Raw genomic sequence first — 18,962 nt, forward strand, 5'->3', positions numbered from 1 at the left:
ACTAATTTAACAGGTAGTTGCGATTAGTGAATTAACCCTGAACGATTGCCAATTAACGAATGGAAACCTTAACAGCGGTTTCTTTCCGCTCACCTACTTAATTTTTAACTTCAGAAGGTGGAATTTTCTCAAGGCTAATTAAGGCTTCCATTACTGATTTCACGACAGGTGCGGCTACGGTGGAACCATAGACCTTGCCCTTCGGTTCATCGACAACAGCTAGAACCACATAACGGGGAGCATCCACCGGAAAAATGCCCACAAAGCTAGTGATTCTGGCAGAGCTAGAATATCCCCCTGTAGAACTGGCTTTCTGGGAAGTGCCCGTTTTCCCTCCGATTCGATAGCCTGGGATTTGTGCCGCTTTCCCCGTCCCCTTCGTGACAACAGATTCCATCATTTCTAACACCGTCTGAGTCGTCGTTGGAGAGAAGACGGGGCGCGGCGTGGGTAGTGTTGGCTGCCAGTACATCTGACCTTGGGAGTCGATGAGTCCCCGGACGAGATGGGGAGTCACCAGTTTGCCGCCATTGGCGAGAGCAGCGTGCAATTGAGCCAGATGGATGGGAGTAAGGGAAAAGCCCTGACCAAAGGAGGTGGTAGCAGGTTCAATCCGAGAGGACGTAAACTGCTCTTGGCTTTTCATTTGTCCGGGTGATTCAAAGGGCAGATCGATGCCAACCGCTTGTCCCAGCCCCAGCCGTTCCAGCCAACCGTAGTAGATACTCGGCTTGAGTTGTTGTATGACCTGCACCATGCCGACGTTGCTCGACTGTTGCAGAATCTGAGAAATCGACAGGGCACCGTGACTGCCCTCTTCAGCATTTTTGATCTGCCAGCCAGCAACCTGAATCTGACCTCGATCGTAGAATACAGTGTCGGGTTTAATGGCTCCAGCTTCTAGAGCGATCGCGATATTGAGCGGCTTAAACGTCGAACCCGGTTCATAAAGGTCTGCCAGCGCCCAGTTCTTAAACAAACCCACGTCCGATGTAGAATACTCATTCGGGTTGTACGTCGGCTCTGCAACCAGCGAAAGCACCGCACCATCCCGCGCATCCATCACGATCACAGTGCCCCGTTTGGCACTAAACAACTCCATCTGTTGCTTGAGGGCAGAACGAGCCGCACGTTGCAGGCGACTATCAATTGTCAGTTGGAGTTGCAGCTCATCAAAATGCAGCAATCCTTCGGGCAGGTGATCCGGCATCAACGTTCCGTTACCAGCGCGGCTAAGCCGGACGGTGCGGACAGCCCGAGTGAGTAAATTTTCTTGGCTATATTCCACACCCGCCTGACCCCGATGATCGACATCCACGTAGCCCACTACGTCTGCGGCTAGATCCTGCTGGGGATAGAGGCGAGCGTAATGTTGAATCAGCTCTAAGCCGTCGGTTCGCAAATTGGAAATATCGTCAGCTTCTTCTTCCGTCAGGGCGTAAGCAACCCGAACTCCACTTTCCTGCTTGTTGAACTGCTTAACCAAATTGTCAACAGAAACTCCCAAAATCACCGCCAATTTCGTCGCAATTGCCTGCTTAGATTGTTTAAACAGCTTTGGGTGGGCGTATAGCGTATAGGCGGGACGGTCAGTTGCTAAAACGTTCCCACTGCGATCCACAATCGAGCGGCGGGGAATAAAGGGGCGCAGATAGACCATCTGCTGCTGTCGGGCTTTTTGCAGCAGGTTCGGTGCCTGCACCACTTGTAGGCGATACAAATTGATCGCCAGTCCTAACCCGCTCAGAGACATGATTAGCCAAACAAACAGCAGCCGTAAGGATGAAGTACCCAGCAACAAGGACGGAGACCGCAATAGGCTCCAATCAAAAGACTTCTGAGGTAAGGACTTCTGTGGCAAAGACTTCTGCGGTGATGTCTTCTCCTCTTGCCGATTGTCGTCGCCTTGCTTTGGTTCTAATGACTGACGACTTTTGCCGTTCCGAGTGGGTTTTCGAGGCAGTTTTTTCACTGACTCTGGGATTCCACTTCGATTCTGGTTCACCTCGCCCGTTCCTTTGGCTGTTCCAGAAACCTTTTGCCTAGGCAGCGACCTACGATTGCTGACTCCTGACTTTTCCATTCCTGGTTAATAGCCCAGCGGCGTAGTTGGGGATGTTTCTAAGTTAGGAGCGGCTACGGGTTTGGGCAGTGACTGGCGTTGGGGTGCTGGCGGCAGAAAGATGGTGTTGGCTGGATTGGGAGCCACTAAACCCGTACCTGGAAGCTCAGCTTCTTGAGCTAGCTGGTTTTTCAGCGCTTCATTTGCCGCTGTCATTTGCCGCTCGTGACGTTGCAAAGTTTCCAACTTACGGTACTCCTGGCTCCACATCTGCTGAGTATAGACCGTCCAGGCATAAGCTCCCAGGGTGCTGGCAATGAGGAAGAAGCACAACAGGTTGGAGGTGCGCTGCAATGTCATCAGCGATCGCAGCCATGCGGGTGTTTGTGCCTGAAATTCCCGCTGTTGGGAGCTTCTGCTACGGGTTCTGGATGATGAATGGCTTTCGGAACGCGAGGGCATCACGTTCCCTCTAGGTCGCCGAGAGGAAACAGCGCTTCTTCTATCCGGACGGTGACGATCTGGAATCAGGGAGTGAGGGGCAGCAGCCATAAGTAGTTCTTGTTATTTAGTTATCAGTTGTCAGTTGCTAGGGACGAGTTTTTCGCCGCTCAAGGTCAGATTGCTTTGCCACTGACTGCTGACCACTGACAAAGGACAATAAACCAATCAATTTAAACTCTAGACACAAGAGCTGTCCATAGTCCATATTTTCTCGCATCGATGCAGCATTCTAGTCAAGATGGTTAATTAATCGCGAACGTGTACCTAGTCGCTACCTTCGATGCAACCACAGCTTATCACTCTCCCATTGAGTCTTTTGGCAAAGTCGTCGCGATTGCTTTGAGATGAACGGGCGAAGGTTCGGCAGGATGAAGGATGTAGGGCGTTGGGATGTTTAGGGAAGCGGCTGGGGAGCAGCTTGCATGATCCAGGGGATAGGATGAGGGATGATTTTCTTCTTCCGAGTTTTTGGCGGCTGATTCCTGAATACTAGCTTCCTTCTCCTCACCCCGCGCTAACAAAGGTTGAGGGGGAATTAGAGGAATTTCAACGATAAACTCTGCACCTTGACCGAGTTGGGAGTCGCATTCTAGCTTACCTTTGTGTTGAGTAACGATGATTTGATAACTCACTGCTAAGCCCAATCCAGTGCCCTGGCCCACGTCTTTCGTGGTAAAGAACGGATCAAAGATTTTCGACTGAATTTCTGGAGGAATTCCTGGCCCGTTGTCAGCGATCGCAATCCGCACGCCAGCGACGCCTAGAAATCCGTCCGGCACTAATTCGGTACGCAAGGCGATTTTTTTATCCTCTGATGACTCCCGATTGAGCGCTTCTATCGCATTCATCAGAATACTCAGAAAGACTTGATTGAGTTGCTTCGGGTAACACTCCACTAAAGGCAAGTCACTATAGTTTCTCTCTATCTGGATTTCATTGCCTAGCTGACTGTGCAGCAAAAACAGCGTATTTTCCAGCCCTACGTGAATATCTACTGGTTTTAGAGACGCTTGATTGTGGCGCGAGAAGTTTTGCAATGATTTAACAATTTCGTGAATTCGCTGGGCACCTGCCTGCATCGAATTCAAAATGCGCGGTAAATCTCTTAGAAGGAAATCTAGCTCTACCTCCTCAGCGAGCTTCTGTAATTCAGCATTTGGATTGAGATAGAGAGTTTGATAGCCCCGCACTAACCGAATTAGGTCATTTGCATACCTTTCCACATAAGGAATATTGCCGTAGATAAAATTCACTGGATTATTAATTTCGTGAGCAACGCCAGCTACTATCCGACCCAGACTTGACATTTTTTCACTTTGAATCAATTGGGATTGGGTTAACCGCAGTTCGATCAGCGTTTGGGCGAGTTGCTTAGCTTGAGCGGCGCTTTCTGCTGCCTGGTGCTGAGTTTTGGCGTATAAGTTAGCTTGTCGGATAGAAATCGCCAGTTGATCGGCAACCGCTTGGGCGAGTGTCCGGTCATTTTTTGACCAATACCGAATCTGCGAACACTGATTGAGATAAAGAATTGCGTTGAGGGTTCCGTTTGCCTGCACTGGCACGACCAGGGAAGATTTTATCTGAGCTTTTTGATACTCTTCGTTTGCTTCCCCAATTCGGGCATCCTGCTTGATGTCGGGAATGCTGACTTGTTGACGATGCTGAATTGCCCATTGGGTCAGTGGCCCGTGGGTATCAAAGTCATCAATGCTCGGGGGAAAAGGCTCCCGACACACCTCAAACAGGTATTTCCGCCTAAAAGCGGCACCATCAGCGGGCAAGGGTTGCAATAAGAAAGTTTTATCTGTTTGCGCCTCTGCTTCTTGCTCCCCGGCTTCACAAGCGATCGCTCTTGTCTCTACAAGCTGCTTCCCTGCTCCCTGGCTTCTGTTCTCCTCTTCCAACGTGTCGCTATGTTCCACCAGATGAACCAGACACCGATCTGCTGAAAGCGCCTGCATCAGATGCGCGATCGCTTCGGTCAGAATTGTTTCCAAGTTAAAACTCTGCCGGGTTTGACTGGTAATCTGATTCACCAGTTGCTCTCTTTGGGCTTGTTTCTGAGTTTGCTCGTAAAGCTGAGCTTGACAAATCGCAATTTCTAGCTGCTGGGCGATCGCTTGCAGAAATTCAATTTCGGAGTTTAACCAGGTGCGGGGTTGCTCTGAAATACAGACAATAAAGCCAACCCATCCTTCTTGTCGTTTAACCGGAACGAATAAGTTAGCCCTGTCCCACGGGAAAGAACCTTGGGGATACCCACTGGTGTCCATTTGTTGGCGATCTCGCTTTAGCCAGGAAAGCCATCGATTGATCATTCCTCCTGTCGGTGGGTGAGAACCTGCTGTTTGGTTGTTGATGATTAATTTCCCGGCAGCGATCGCACTCTCCACTGCACCAAAAGTTTCTAATAGATGGTATCCCAGTTGAGAATTCTTTTGCTCTCCATTGATCCGCTCGCAGACAACTTGTACCCGCTTGGTATCCTCGAAATACCACAAAAAACAACACCTATCTAGGTGTAGCAACGTGGCAATTTCGTCCACCGCAGTTTGCAGCACCACTTGCAACTCTAACGAGTTGCGGATGCGATCCACGATTTTCTGTAGCAGCGCCCAATGCTTTTGCGGGTGCTGAATCCAGGCTGGAAATAATTTGCTGAGATAAGCCACAAGAGAAAACACGCCGCCTCCCTTAAACTCTTCTTGCGCGTCTAGTTTGGTGAAAAATTTAGGCAGCAGTCAATCGTCCTGTTGTCAAGTCATTAGCAAATGGTTAAGCCTCGTTAGCTTATCAGTCACTTTGGTTATGAATTGTATTCAGAATAACTGATACTGAGCTTTTACATCTCCATAAAGGTTGATTTTCTAGCTTCATTAGGTTGCTTTGACTGAAAAAAACTGAATTGGCTTTCCAATATGGAAATCATCAAAAATTTTATCTAGACAGAATCCCCTTAGGTCGGTATAATTCAGGCGCGTTTTCCTCATGGAGTTCTGCTAAAAAAGAAATTCAGAAACCCTCAAAGCAATATCACTCTCAGGAGTGAGTGTGAATCTAGTAGCGCAAGAGTATCCTTGCGTAAGTACGAAACCCGAAGAATCCGGTGGGACGCACCGGAATTCAGGCTAAGGGAGAAAAGAACCTCTAGTCTTGGGGAACAACCCAAAACAGGCTAAGGGCAACTGGTGGAACCAAGAATCCTTGATTCACCTGCGGAAGCGTCTAAGCAAAAACCGCAATATTGTGATTAAATAGCAAACGATTCCTTTGATTGCAATCTCTTAAAGAGGAGTGTATGAACAAAAAAATAGTGAGTCTGCTTTTAGTTCTCGGCTTAGCTACCACCTTGGCAGCTTGTCAAGAAGGAACGGGCGATGGTGGAACAACTACCAGCCCTTCGCCTGCTGCTACTTCTCCCAGCCCTTCTCCCACTACATCCCCTTAGGAATCTAGTTTTCGAGCCTGACCTCTCATTAAGGGAATTCATCCCTGAATGGGAATAAAAGCTGGGATGGGGTTCTGACGCAGATGAACCGCCGATCTGGTAATTGCTCCTCACACATTCACTCGGTATCTACATACCACCTGAATATTGAAACCCAAGACAACTGTTATGTTGGCAGCAACTGACTGGGTAAGACAACTGGCGTCAAAAGCATTAGTTGCCTGCCCTAAAGTCTGGGTAAAGTCTGACTATGTTTCTATCATGTTGTTGCGGTAGGCGGCTTTGGCATTAAATGCGACTACTGCAATTTAGTACTTCTCACTATTGTCGGAAAGCCAGACTGGGGTTAGGTTACAAGCAAATTGCTTATCAAGTTGAGAATTTAACCCCAGGGCTACATATCCTCAAACTCAAGCCACTCACCGGGCTAACCACAGTTCCGGTGCTGTTGCCACAAGTAGAAGATACTCAGGGAGTCAGCAGTGAAGCTACGCCCTTAGAGAAACGAAATGAACTACAAGCGATCGCTGACTCGACGCAGATTTTACAATTTCTCGATCGCTATTGCCCAGAACCAGCGCTAGCATTACCCGATCGCCAGCTACAGGCAGAAGCCTTGATGCTGGAAGATTGGTTAGATGAAAGTATCGGCACGGCAACTCGCTTTGTATACTATGATTTTCGTGCCGGGGCTGGTAAGCAAATCGACCCTTCACCGTTTAGTCAGCTGGTGATCCAGGTAGTGCGGCGGCAATATGGCATTAACCAGGCAACAGTGGAACTGGCAACAAATCGGCTGAAGGGAGCAATGGAAGTGTTGTCCAGCCGGTGGCAGAATAGCCTCTACCTGGTGGGTAATCGCCTCAGTGTTGCAGACATCGCCGCAGCAGCTTTACTCAGTCCTCTGGCGCTGATTCCTCAATACCGCGAAGGTTATCCCTGGTTGTTTGAGCGGATTGAGCAGATTCACCTTCTTTGTCGGGAACCACTACCCCCCGGACTGGGAAATTAAAAATTAAAAATACACTAAATATTAAACATAGAAATGAAAAAACCCATTTTTTCACTATGTCTATTGCAATTTTCATCTCAACTACTGGGGGTGATGCCTGCTAAGAGCCTGCCACCACCAGAGGATATCCCTGAAGAAGTATTGCGAACAGAGATTATTACCGAGGCGCGATCGCCTATAGATGGCAAGCAACTCACGGCTGCTGAGTATGCCCAATTGCAGAACGCTCTGCAAACTCGTCCTGCTGCAACATCCCAGGTGAATCCCAAACTGCGAGAATTAGTTTTTCTGCTCCGAGTGCGGCGACTGCTGCGTACCTTTGGTGTCCCCACGCCCAAGTAAATGCGGCAACTACTATAGATATTCTCGTTTATTTGCGTTTTCTGTGAGGGTAGGTAATGGCAACGAGAAAAGCGTTTGCCTAAGTTTTTGCCTAAGCTAAGTAAGTCGCTATCATAAACTGCGTACACCCCACTTGAAAATATGCCTTTGTTTGCTATATCTACTTGCTTGCTCTTACGCTTAACTCAGTACTCAGATTCAGATAAAGACGTAGATTGGGGTAATTCTAAAAGTTATCAGTTTTAGCCTAAATAACAATGCACTTTTATATACATTGTCCTACGTAGAAGAAATAACTGTGTCCTGCTACCGATGACAAAATATACAAAAATCAAAAAATGTATATAAATATTAAAGTGCTGTTAACCCGAGGGAGATTTTGTTTCTTCTACCGCTAGCTGCTATAGCCCTAACATATGGGAAGCCTTTCCGGCTCAGGGCAGACGCTACGCGATCGCCCTAAACCAACGATAAGAGCGATCGCACTCCCCACGTGCGCGTTCAAAAAAGCCTTATCGAGAACCCATTCATTCAAGACCTTTAGGATCAGTAAGTTTATGTCCATGACCATCGCCCCCGAACAGATTGAGCGGATTGTTTGGAATCAACATCAAGACCCATTTGAAATCCTGGGTGCCCATCCTATTGAGCAAAATGGCAAAACTGTCTGGGCAGTGCGAGCCTACCTACCCAATGCCAACGCCGCCTGGGTAGTTTGCCCCCAAGAACGGACAGAATATCCTATGCAAGCAGTGCATCACCCTCATTTTTTTGAATGCACTATTGAGATGCCAGAACTGGCAAACTATCAGCTGCGGATTCAAGAAGGGGAACACGAGCGTGTTATCTACGACCCCTACGCCTTCCGTTCTCCCCACCTGACAGAATTTGACCTGCACCTGTTTGCAGAAGGGAATCATCATCGCATCTATGAGAAACTAGGTGCCCATGCGACGGAAATTGATGGGGTGACAGGAGTTTATTTTGCAGTTTGGGCACCTAATGCCCGCAACGCCTCTGTATTGGGGGATTTTAACAACTGGGATGGTCGTAAACATCAAATGCGTAAAGGTTCCACCGGCATCTGGGAAATGTTCATCCCAGGTTTGGGTGTTGGGGAACACTATAAATATGAAATCAAAAACGCCGACGGTCACATTTACGAAAAATCCGATCCCTACGGCTTCCAACATGAAGTGCGTCCTAAAACAGCATCGATTGTCACTGACTTAGATTCCTACCAATGGAATGACCAAGATTGGATGGAAAAGCGCCGCCACACCGACCCGCTCACCCATCCTATCTCCGTCTATGAAGTACATCTAGGGTCTTGGCTGCACGCTTCCTCCGCTGAACCGGCGCGGTTGCCAAATGGAGAGACAGAGCCAGTGGTAGTCGTCTCTGACTACAAACCAGGGGCGCGTTTCCTCACCTACCGGGAACTAGCAGAACGGCTAATTCCTTATGTTAAAGAGCTGGGATTTACTCATATTGAATTATTGCCAGTCGCTGAGCATCCTTATGATGGCTCTTGGGGGTATCAGGTAACAGGGTACTATGCCTGCACTTCCCGTTTTGGGACACCTGAGGACTTGATGTATTTTATTGACCAGTGCCACCAGAACGAGATTGGGGTGCTAGTGGACTGGGTTCCGGGTCATTTCCCCAAAGATGGTCACGGTCTCGCCTTTTTCGATGGCACCCACCTTTACGAACACGCCGACCCCCGCAAAGGCGAACACAAAGAGTGGGGCACTCTGGTATTTAACTACAACCGCAATGAAGTGCGGAACTTCCTGGTTGCCAATGCCCTGTTCTGGTTTGACAAGTACCACATTGATGGGATTCGTGTGGATGCTGTAGCGTCGATGCTTTACTTAGACTATTGCCGTGAGCATGGGGAATGGTTGCCGAACCAGTACGGCGGCAGAGAAAACATTGAGGCGGCTGATTTTCTGCGTCAGGCAAATCATACGATTTTCAGCTATTACCCTGGCACCCTGTCAATTGCAGAAGAGTCAACTTCCTGGCCTATGGTGTCTTGGCCTACCTACGTAGGAGGATTGGGCTTTAATTTGAAGTGGAACATGGGCTGGATGCACGACATGCTGGACTATTTCCACATGGACCCCTGGTTCCGCCAGTTTCACCAGAACAATATTACTTTTAGTATGTGGTACAACCACAGCGAAAACTTCATGCTGGCCCTATCTCACGATGAGATAGTCCACGGCAAGAGTAATATCATTGGCAAGATGCCAGGAGATGAGTGGCAGAAGTGCGCGAATGTCCGCTGCTTATTCGCCTTTATGTTTACTCACCCTGGCAAGAAAACTCTGTTTATGAGCATGGAGTTTGGGCAGTGGAGTGAGTGGAATGTCTGGGGTGACTTAGAGTGGCATTTGTTACAGCATGAGCCGCATCAAAAACTAAAGCGGTTTATGAGTGAACTTAACCATATCTACCGCAGCGAATCGGCTCTTTTTACTCAGGATTTTGCTCAAGAAGGTTTTGAGTGGATTGATTGCAGCGACAACCGGCATAGTGTGGTGGCGTTTATTCGCAGGGCGAAGGATTCGGAGGAGTTTATTGTCACTGTGTGCAATTTTACTCCTCAGCCGCATAGTCACTACCGTGTAGGCGTCCCCGAGCCAGGATTCTACACGGAACTGTTTAACAGTGACGCCCGCGAGTACGGCGGAAGTAACATGGGCAATTTAGGCGGTAAGTGGACAGATGAGTGGTCATTCCACAATCGTCCTTACTCTCTGGATTTGTGTTTGCCACCGCTGGGAGTGCTGATTTTGAAGCTTGACCGGCAGAAGACAGCTGCCGCAATGCAGTCTTGGTTGTCTCAGGGATAGTCGGGTTTCTTGTTCCCAGACAACGGTTCTGGGAACGGAAATCTAGACGCGATCGCATTCTCTACTACCGAGCGATAATCGCGATCGCATAGATTACACTTTGCAACTTTTATCTTGCGCTGTTCGCATCGCTCCCAGAAGAGTGGAAATAAATACACACCGTTTAACTTCCCCACCATTCTTAACGTTCAGCGTTAGCCTTGCCAGATATAAGTTCTCTTGCGGATTCATAATTACGCAACCTCTGTAGTCAAACCGGACTCGGCGCGGACTACCTAATGACTGTGAAGCTAAGGTGGTATTAGGAGCATCTATTTGAATATTTTGCTCAAAATTCTGCCATTGTCCGGGGCTAGGGTTAATACCGGCACGATTAACTGCCCACTGAACGACCCCATTTTGTTCTTGAAAACTGGCTTCCCAAGCAACTTTGTCACGCTTAGCATTGCTTTGAGCTTCTCGCATCGCTCGGTAAACTTGGTTTTGGGCGACTCCGAGACGTTGGGCATTGAGAAATCCTAACCAACTGGGGGCAGCGATCGCGCTCAAGCTCCCTATTATCAAAATTACGACTAAACTCTCTATCAGCGTGAACCCACCGCTGGAGCAATTAGATAACTTTTTACGCATTAGCTAGATACTAAAAAGACACACCCAATTTCTCAAGTTTCCTTGTTTGATGTATCTTTTGAGTTCCGTATCCTCGCTGATTTTTGCAATTGACTATTGGTTGTAGTCAGTATTTTTTCCAATAGCGATCGCGCTTAAGATCCCAATAATTACAACTAAGGCTAAATCTAAAAACCTGAACCCACTGTTGGAGCAAACAGATAATCTATTTTGAATTATTTAGATCCAAAAAACGCGCCTATCTTCTCTAGGTGCGTCTTTCTTACTTAGTGTCTTAACTAAATTAAAAGATTAACTTAATTTTTTAACTAGCATTGCATTCATCATCTTGCGATGTCTGGATGGAACCTAAAAGAGTTCTCACTTTGACGCACCGCTTCATAGCATTGTTAGTGAATCCAGTTAACTTTAATGTCACGCCAACAATTAAACCTTTATTCCCCAAGTTTGGCGCGGTAGGTTGAGTTGATAGAAGTCCTTGATAATCGAAGGTAATCGTTGGTGGCGTTGTTGACAGCGCTGTTGCAGATGTAACTACCGGGGCAGCGTTTAAGGTAGTACCAGCAGTATTCGGAGTATTAGTAAGGTTTGTCCCAAGCAGAACTATCCCTTTAATGTCTTGATTCTCGGCTAAGTTCTTCCAGTTAGGGGTACTTCCCTGCGGGTAAACAGCAACCTGTGGAACTGCATTTGAGGGACTTGAGACTGTTTCAAGGGTTCTGAAACTGACGCTGTAACTGAGTTTTGTTCTTTTAGCTTCTCTTTGGGCTTCCCGAAGCGCATTCAAAGCACCATCGTTAACAGCATTCACTCGTTGTCGGTTTGTAAAAGACAGCCAACCAGGAGCTGCGATCGCGCTTAAAACTCCGATAATTATAATTACTACCAGTAACTCGATCATCGTGAATCCAGAGGTAGATTGATCACGCGATCTCTTCAATTCCTGTATCTTTTTTAACAGCTCTAAGTTTTCCATACTTTTTTACCCTATTTAATTTAATGCTTTTTCTACCTATGGGGGTCATTTATTATATAGAAAACCACGCCCCTTTACCTGGATACTTGCGCTTGGAAAATAAATTGAGCTGCTAGGAGAGTAATCAGGAGGATTATCAGCAGGGCTAATCCGCGCCAAAGCATTTCCTCTGATAAACACTTGTGCCGAAAGCTGGCTTGGATCGGAATTGATGCAAGCATAGAACCCACCTGTTAAATTAGCCGGAACCTTCTGCGGATTCGTAGTTGCTCCTGATGGATTCGGACAATTGTGTGTTAGCCCATTTGTACTTTGGTCAATATAATCTACCAATACTTGAATTTTAGGACTGGTTGCAGTGTAAGCACCTGAGTTTGTCCACGAATTCATGGCCAGGTTAAGACTACTTGCTGCTTTTAAGTCAAACATCTTAAACCCTGAACTTGGCTGTTCATTGGGATTTGTAATATAAGCAGATGGATTATTAGGATTTCTGACTCCATCTCTAATTTCAAATCTACCAATTCGGGCAGCTTTAGACCAAGTATTGTTACTAGGAGTAAGGTCTTTAATCAAATAGTAGGCAACTAGTGAATAAACATTGGCATCATTACAGTTATCAACTCCATTTGAAGGAGGCGGACAGGTAGCTCCAGCAATAGTTGGTAAGGCTTTTGGTCGTGCCAAGCGCTTCCATAAAACAAGAATCGGTACGCATTGAGTTGTTGCAGGAGCGCAACCCACTGCTGCTGAACCTGTAGCAAAAGGTGGAATTTGGTTTTTAATGCCAGAAGTAGCTGGATTAGTTGTTGAGTTATTTTTCAATCCATCATTATCGTAGATATAGACTGCTTGTGCTAAATCTTGTGAAATGTAATCAAGGGCATCTTTAATTTCTTGCTCTGAAGCAGATTTGGCTTGTTCTTTGCGGTCGTTGTCTAGAATGTTAACCATGAACCCTAACAAAGGCGCAATGACAAGAGCAGCTAATATCATAGCTACTAGCACTTCGATGAGGGTAAAGCCGCCATCCTTTTTGTGAGTTAACTCAGAGCGTTTTAGCTGACTGAGTAACATAAATTTAATTGAATTCATCATGCTAAGGTTCCCTCTTCTTTCACAAATATTTAGCAGTCAGAACTGAGGCTGCTAGGAGCAACTATTAGTATTACTAGTGTTTTTCAAGCGACTGCACAACGTTTTCAGTGAAGTGTCACTGCCAGCAATCTCTGTCGTTGTTTCAAACAGCGGGGCTTTGCGATCGCCTAGCCCCCCACTATAAGTTGATTGCGTGACTTTCGCTGGATTATTCTTCTTCAAAGAGCCGGGAAAGTTAGGGCTAAAAGCATCTGCCCTGTAAACTCGCACTCCTAGGCGGTAGCCCTCTTTACCATCAGTAGATGTAGTAGCTGTGCGAAAACCTTGAACGACCAAATCGCTAATACTATTCGGGCTACAGCCTACTGTTTCATCAAGATTTATACAGTAGGTACTAGCTGGCGACGAGCAGTAAGTTGCATTCGTAGTGCAGGTCAAATTTCCTGAAGGAGCATCAGCATTAAGAACACTTGTGCTACCAGATGTAGCTGTGGGAGCGGTACCAACTGTGGTCGTAGGAGAGGTAATTGCTCCTGAGCGAACACCATCAATGTATGCTCTTGCAGCATCCGTCCCCCTTTCTACCCGCTTTGCCTGAACCCGCGTTGCCACTGAGAGAACGATCACGGGTGCTACCCCCACCATCAAAATAGTTACGACGATAATTGCCAGCAAAGACTCAATGATCGTGAAGCCGGATTGACTTGACTGGGAGTTATACTTCTTGATTTTGTCACTACACGGGCGCTCTCTCCTTGCCCCCCTTGTTAAGGGGGGTTGGGGGAATCTCTTGTCTGACAATCGGGAGACGGTATTAGATTGCTGCTGTTTGAGTTTGATCATGGCTGGGTCTAACCCAATCTAAAGTTTTGCGGGTGGGGTTTGTAGAATTTTTTGCCTACGGCTGCTAGAAATTAACCGCCTGTCTTCTGCGTGCAGAAACTAGTCGGACGCTGATCTGTATCAACGGCATTAGTAGCAGTATTTGACAACTTAGCGCACAGTAAAGCTTGCACCCACGGGTCATCCCGACCGACTTCCCTGTAAAACTCGTTGGGATCGCCCGCCGATGGTGTTGTAAACCGTTGAGAGAACAAGTCAGGCATCTGAGACAGCAGGGCTACATCAAAGCCCCAGTAACGCTTTGGTTCTACATAGAAAGCTGTGCTACCCCCAAAAATTTGAGAGCTGTACAAGCTCGTATAGCCAAAAGGACTGGTAGTTGAGGTTGCTGTTAGAACAGGCCTGAACGGGGCTGTGGCGTAGGCACTGCGCTTGAACTGAATGAACGAACCGCTGATGCGAGCAGGAGTGGTAGTTGCCCAGTTCTCTATGAATCGTACAAAGTTTTGCAGACCGCCATTAGATTCATTCCTGGCACCATTGGCAGGACTATCGCCTCCAGCGATCGCTAGATTGAAGATCGTGCCGGTAGCCGGTTTTTGCAGCCACAGTGATTTGTTGGCGATATACTCACTAGGAGCAGTAGTGACATTGGCATAATCAATTGTTGTCAAGTTCTGAAATTGCAAAGCAGGCGCTAAAAGCGGCTGACCCGTTGCGGCTGCTGGCATTTCGTGGATAAACAGTTTCTTGCCACCGCTGTAAGAATTTCCTACAGTTGCATCTGTATTATTACTAACGGTTTTAAACACTAAAGCGTTAGGTTTAGCCGTTGGTAGTGTACCTGCACCGTATGGAATCTTGGTTATCGTGCCGCTGGCTATTCCTAAAGGAACTAGTTGGTTTGCGGCTGTAGCTGTTGTAGTACCATCATTAGCCACTAGGGTGTTGCCACTTTTTCTTAAGAAAGCAACCCGCCGAGCATAACGTTGATATTTTGGAACGGCAGGTACAGCTGTTGTACCTGCTTTATGTAAGGTGATATCGAAAATGCTACCAACGACACTTGATGCTTTCTTAGATGTATCTGGATCGACAAACCAATCATCATCTCCACATAGAGAGACGGGTAGCTTTATGCAGACTTCCATCAAATACTCTGGGAAATTCCCCCGTCGTTGAATCGGCGTGACGAAGTTGTTGAAGTAAGAACTGGGGACGTAATCAGTATCAGGAGTATCGCTAGCGTAGGTCGCATCTACAGGTTTTTTGGATGTTGTACCAGCGGCGGCACTACCACTACCTGTCGCATTAATCGTGGCACCGCTATTAAGACCATTCGTGACGAAGTTGTTGCTCAAGAAACCTTGTTTTTTGAGCGTATCAACTGAGGTTTTATATCCCTGATTGTTTCTCAGGTCATAGTCTCCCTCATTGCGGAAACCGAACCTGAAGTTATCAGAAAGGAGAGTAACCGAATCTGCAAGCACAGTTGCAGGTCGCCAGAAGTCACCGCCAGGGCAGTTGCCACTAATGCCCGGTTGCCCACTGCGACAGGCAAATTTGTTTTCGGGAGTTTGACGACTATAGAACGATCCCGGAGTATAGTCACTGGTTCCTAACAGTTCCGTAAACTCTTCCAGCTCATCCGTTCCTCCGTTTGTTTGGTGCTTGTTAAAGCCATTAGTTGTATCAGCTTTAATATAAGCTGGCAAGTTTGTTGCCAATATCAAGCCTTTTTCAGCGCCTGGAGGATTTACCAAAGTGTAGGTGTTAGCGGGCGTAGCACCCCCACGAGCTAGAATGCTGCCGTTAACTAACATAATCGCGTTCGGTCGCCGGGTGGGGTCGAGCTTATAGTCAACTGGACTTTTGCTCTTCCTTTCTGCCATCAGATTACCTGTTGACGGTGCAGGTTCGCTCAAATCCGGCAAAGCATCATCACGGGTAGCATAGATAATGCCGCTGTCTGGCAGCAGGTACTCTGGTGAGGGGCCGCTTGGTGCCACCGTCCCCCCAATTGCTTTTTGTCGCAGCCGATTTAAATCCAACACTGTTGCACGAATTTCCAGCGGCTGACGCTCTTCTAAAGGAAGGTTATAATCTCCTGCCGGTTTGGAAAGTCCTCCCGCTGTGGCGATGGTAGATTTATTATCCTTGTTGACAGCTCGGAAGGTTGCCAAACCCCCATCAGCATCAGCATCGTCCGTTTGATACTCATCTTGCTCAATTGCTTTAATTTCTCGTGCATCGAGAAAACTGGTTTCGTAAATGGCTCCGTCGGGTATGACAGTAGCATTCCGAACTAATGTGCCATCTGCAATTTTTAAGGAGCAAATCGTGGAATCAATTGCCGATTGCTGCGCTATGGTGAGAGCTGAGCTACCAGATAGAGCGGTGAGCGCATCGCGGAGTGGTTGATTCACAAAGCGACCGTTGGGGAAGATTAGGTTCGCTTGATAGTAGAGTCGATCCAATATTGAAACACCACTATTTGCTGGGTTCTCAGCTCCCGCTCCTAGTGTACCTGGTGCTGTATAGGGAAATAGACCTGTAGAGGCGTTTGGCACTGCTGAAGTAGTAGGCAGTGCAGCATCTACAGGTCCTGCATCGTAACTGATGCCATTGTTAGACCTGCCTGTAGTTCCACCACCAGTAACCCCTGGCGGGCCGCCGAACCCCCAATTGTTTAGCAGTGGAGGTGGGTTTTTAGCCGTAATACTGGTGCTGGGGTCGTAGTAGCTGCTGACACAGGCAATTGGCTTTTGACGCTGTGTAAGGGTATTAGCAGCGCTGCTCTTATAGTGATACACAGCCGTGGCTCGCATCACTAAATCCCCTCTTCTATCCCCGCCAACATCAGGAAGATCGGAAGCGCCATTTCGATTGGTGTCTTGCCACATAGGCATAGAGTCAGGCCAAACACTTTTAAACTGTGATTCGTCTATATTGAGGGTTGATAAATCGTTGGGAACAGATGGTGGACTGGGCAGGAAAGAGGCGCTGAGACTTGCAGCACCGATAGGGGGGTATGGATATACGTTAGGGTCAGGAACACGATAATCCGTGTAAACTCCTGCACCAGTGACGACGCGCAGACCGCCAACGGCATCAAGCGGTTGATTAGGTGGTTTTGCAGCATTCTCTTCCCAGAAGCCGTCCCGATCGGTATTTCCTAAATCAGATAGAGGTACTACCTGGGTGTTGCGGTAGCGCCACTTCGTATCTGGCTTACTGCCGTCAAAGGAATTCCACTGTGTATCCGGTTTAACTTGCTGCTTTCCTTGCTCACTCACAAAAGCCCCTGGAGGTTGCGAGTTGTCCCACCAGGTAGCGGGTAAACCGTTACCAACAAGGATGCGATCGCCCACAAGTGTCTCTTTGGCATCCTTTTTCTGTTTGGTCGGTTCTGTTGCAGGTGGTTTAGCTGTCTGTAACGTAATACTATTATTAGTTGCTCCAGAAGATGGAACGACTGGATATATCCATTCATCAGGCGGACGCAGTGTGTCCCCACTTCCTACATAAGTTTTAGAAGCATCACCAGCGGTACTTTCCGCATAAGGAACGCGACGCATCCGATCTTTGAAGTAATTCTCTAGTGCGGTTCGGCGAATTTCTTGTTGTTTTAGTACCGAGGCACCCGTTGGAATTTTCTCTTTAACTTCCGTTGGGTCGTTGGCCGAAGTAGTATTGGCATTTGTCCACTTCGTTACCAATTGATTGATTCTGCTAGTAAATGCTTGGCTATTGTATGCTGCCTGACTAGGCAGACTACCACTGACAGATTGATCGGCTCCTCCTAAGTTTTTACCCGAATGGCTGTTTGGCTGGAATAGATCGACCCTGACTGCGCTAACACCACCCCCATTGATGCTACCAAGAAGTAAATTACCGCCAACGGTAATTTTGGCGTTTTCTTCTTGAAAGAAGCAAGACTCATAGCTGCTGACCTGGTAGTATTCAACGTTTCCAGCACCCACTTTTCCAGTGATGAAGTTGCCGTTAGTTTGAATGCGTCCATTGAGTTTAATGCCAGAACCAGGAGTAATTTCTAAGTCATCTTCATACACAACCGCATTGTTGCTTAGAGGAATCTGCGCCCGGTCTTGCTGGTACTCTATAGCAGAAAAGGCTCTATTTCTATTAGTACCTGGCGGGAAAATCTGAACTCCCAATGGGGTAGTAGGCTTACCAGTGGTAGTGGTAAATGGAACAGTTGCAGCAAAAACATAGAAGCTTTTCTTTAAAGTTGGCCCCGATCTATACCAACCCGAATTGCCGACTAAGCCAGCAAAGGTACCCTGTGCTGCTTGGCATCCCGGATTAGCCACACTGTCATCCATCGGTGCAGTTCTCGACTCGATAGGCGTTCTGGCTCTATTATTTGTTGCAGTTGGATTGGGAGTGCGAAAGTAAATGCCGTAAAGGGTATAGCTATCAAACTTACCGTCGTTATCTGTATCGACGGGAAATCTCCAGGCAGTGGTTATTTTTTCGTCATTGTCTAGTGGTGTTGGAGTCGCAGGAGCATTTGTTTGAATACTGTTGCTACTATTAATGTCATATCGAATGTCTAGCTGTTGCTCATCGCCCAAAGTATATTTACTAAGGTTCCCAGAAATAGCCTGATATAAAGCGACATCTGTAGGAGTGGCTCGTGGTAGTGTCGGATCTTCAAGTAAAGCTGCTATCTTTGCCTTAGCTCGGTCAAGGGCGGGAGTTGCTGCTGCCAATACTTCCTGACTCACCCTCACGTTACTGGCATTTTTGGAACGATCGAACGACCGGAACACCATCGCTGTCGTCAGCAAGATGACGACCAGGATCACCATTGTCACCGTTGGCAAGATAAATCCCGACTTGGCAAGCTTTGAGCTTCGACCAATAACCATTAAGCTCCGCAAGAGCCAATTCATGAGTGTTTTGGTAATTACTCTGGCTAGCTGCATCATTTGTCGGAATAGGTTCTGCATAGCTTTAACTAGCTTGTTGCGGGATGACATGGCTGCTTTCCTGTCAAAGGTGAGAGATTGGTGGAATAAAGAGTGTAAAACTGAAAAAATTAATAACTGGCGTCGAAAGGCTTTAAAAAAGGCTGTTTGCCTAAAATTTTGCTTTTTATGAGGTGAAGGGAAACTTCATCAAAAATTTATAGTTCAACATTTCTCCTCTGTCTTAAC

12 protein-coding genes are annotated in these 18,962 nt (G+C 47.3%); 4 read left to right on the forward strand and 8 right to left on the reverse strand.

The genetic code is table 11. The annotated features are described in order from the left end of the window. Positions 1–97 precede the first annotated feature (97 nt). From H6H02_RS06000 to H6H02_RS06010, 3 genes are all read right to left on the reverse strand, one after another. Positions 98–1,753 (reverse strand): penicillin-binding protein 2, encoded by a 1,656-nt coding sequence (locus H6H02_RS06000; RefSeq protein WP_199329033.1) that lies wholly within the window; start codon positions 1,751–1,753, stop codon positions 98–100. 336 nt (positions 1,754–2,089) lie between these two features. Continuing rightward, complete coding sequence (locus tag H6H02_RS06005; protein WP_190815613.1) at positions 2,090–2,614, reverse strand: hypothetical protein; 525 nt, start codon at positions 2,612–2,614, stop codon at positions 2,090–2,092. A 248-nt stretch (positions 2,615–2,862) separates the two neighbouring features. Then, positions 2,863–5,250 (reverse strand): GAF domain-containing protein, encoded by a 2,388-nt coding sequence (locus H6H02_RS06010; RefSeq protein ID WP_190815616.1) that lies wholly within the window; start codon positions 5,248–5,250, stop codon positions 2,863–2,865. A 614-nt stretch (positions 5,251–5,864) separates the two neighbouring features. Here H6H02_RS06010 and H6H02_RS06015 point away from each other — a divergent pair. The 4 genes from H6H02_RS06015 (at position 5,865) to glgB (ending at position 10,232) form a co-directional block, all read left to right on the forward strand. Next, positions 5,865–6,014 carry a hypothetical protein gene (locus tag H6H02_RS06015; protein ID WP_190815618.1) on the forward strand — a complete coding sequence of 50 codons (150 nt, stop codon included), beginning with the start codon at positions 5,865–5,867 and terminating at the stop codon, positions 6,012–6,014. Positions 6,015–6,306: 292 nt separating this feature from the next. After that, complete coding sequence (locus H6H02_RS06020; protein WP_190815620.1) at positions 6,307–7,026, forward strand: glutathione S-transferase family protein; 720 nt, start codon at positions 6,307–6,309, stop codon at positions 7,024–7,026. A 33-nt stretch (positions 7,027–7,059) separates the two neighbouring features. Then, on the forward strand, positions 7,060–7,368 hold the full coding sequence (locus H6H02_RS06025) for a hypothetical protein (protein WP_190815622.1): 309 nt from the start codon (positions 7,060–7,062) through the stop codon (positions 7,366–7,368). A 557-nt stretch (positions 7,369–7,925) separates the two neighbouring features. Continuing rightward, positions 7,926–10,232, forward strand: a complete 2,307-nt coding sequence (gene glgB / locus H6H02_RS06030; protein ID WP_190815624.1) for a 1,4-alpha-glucan branching enzyme — start codon at positions 7,926–7,928, stop codon at positions 10,230–10,232. A 93-nt stretch (positions 10,233–10,325) separates the two neighbouring features. On the opposite strand, the gene H6H02_RS06035 is transcribed toward glgB, so the two are convergent. The 5 genes from H6H02_RS06035 to hpsA all read right to left on the reverse strand — a co-directional run bounded on the left by H6H02_RS06035 (position 10,326) and on the right by hpsA (position 18,785). Beyond that, positions 10,326–10,862, reverse strand: a complete 537-nt coding sequence (locus H6H02_RS06035) for a type II secretion system protein (protein ID WP_190815626.1) — start codon at positions 10,860–10,862, stop codon at positions 10,326–10,328. Positions 10,863–11,166: 304 nt separating this feature from the next. Next, positions 11,167–11,838 (reverse strand): prepilin-type N-terminal cleavage/methylation domain-containing protein, encoded by a 672-nt coding sequence (locus H6H02_RS06040; RefSeq protein ID WP_190815628.1) that lies wholly within the window; start codon positions 11,836–11,838, stop codon positions 11,167–11,169. 45 nt (positions 11,839–11,883) lie between these two features. Then, a complete protein-coding gene (hpsC, locus tag H6H02_RS06045; RefSeq protein WP_199329017.1) occupies positions 11,884–12,936 on the reverse strand; it encodes a hormogonium polysaccharide secretion pseudopilin HpsC in 1,053 nt (350 codons plus the stop codon). A gap of 51 nt (positions 12,937–12,987) precedes the next feature. Continuing rightward, the gene (hpsB, locus tag H6H02_RS06050; RefSeq protein ID WP_199329018.1) at positions 12,988–13,779 is read right to left on the reverse strand and encodes a hormogonium polysaccharide secretion pseudopilin HpsB; all 792 of its coding nucleotides are present in this window, start codon (positions 13,777–13,779) and stop codon (positions 12,988–12,990) included. A 71-nt stretch (positions 13,780–13,850) separates the two neighbouring features. Continuing rightward, positions 13,851–18,785 carry a hormogonium polysaccharide biosynthesis protein HpsA gene (gene hpsA, locus H6H02_RS06055; protein ID WP_190815630.1) on the reverse strand — a complete coding sequence of 1,645 codons (4,935 nt, stop codon included), beginning with the start codon at positions 18,783–18,785 and terminating at the stop codon, positions 13,851–13,853. Positions 18,786–18,962 lie beyond the last annotated feature (177 nt).

This window comes from Coleofasciculus sp. FACHB-1120 (assembly GCF_014698845.1).
Classification (GTDB): domain Bacteria; phylum Cyanobacteriota; class Cyanobacteriia; order Cyanobacteriales; family FACHB-T130; genus FACHB-T130.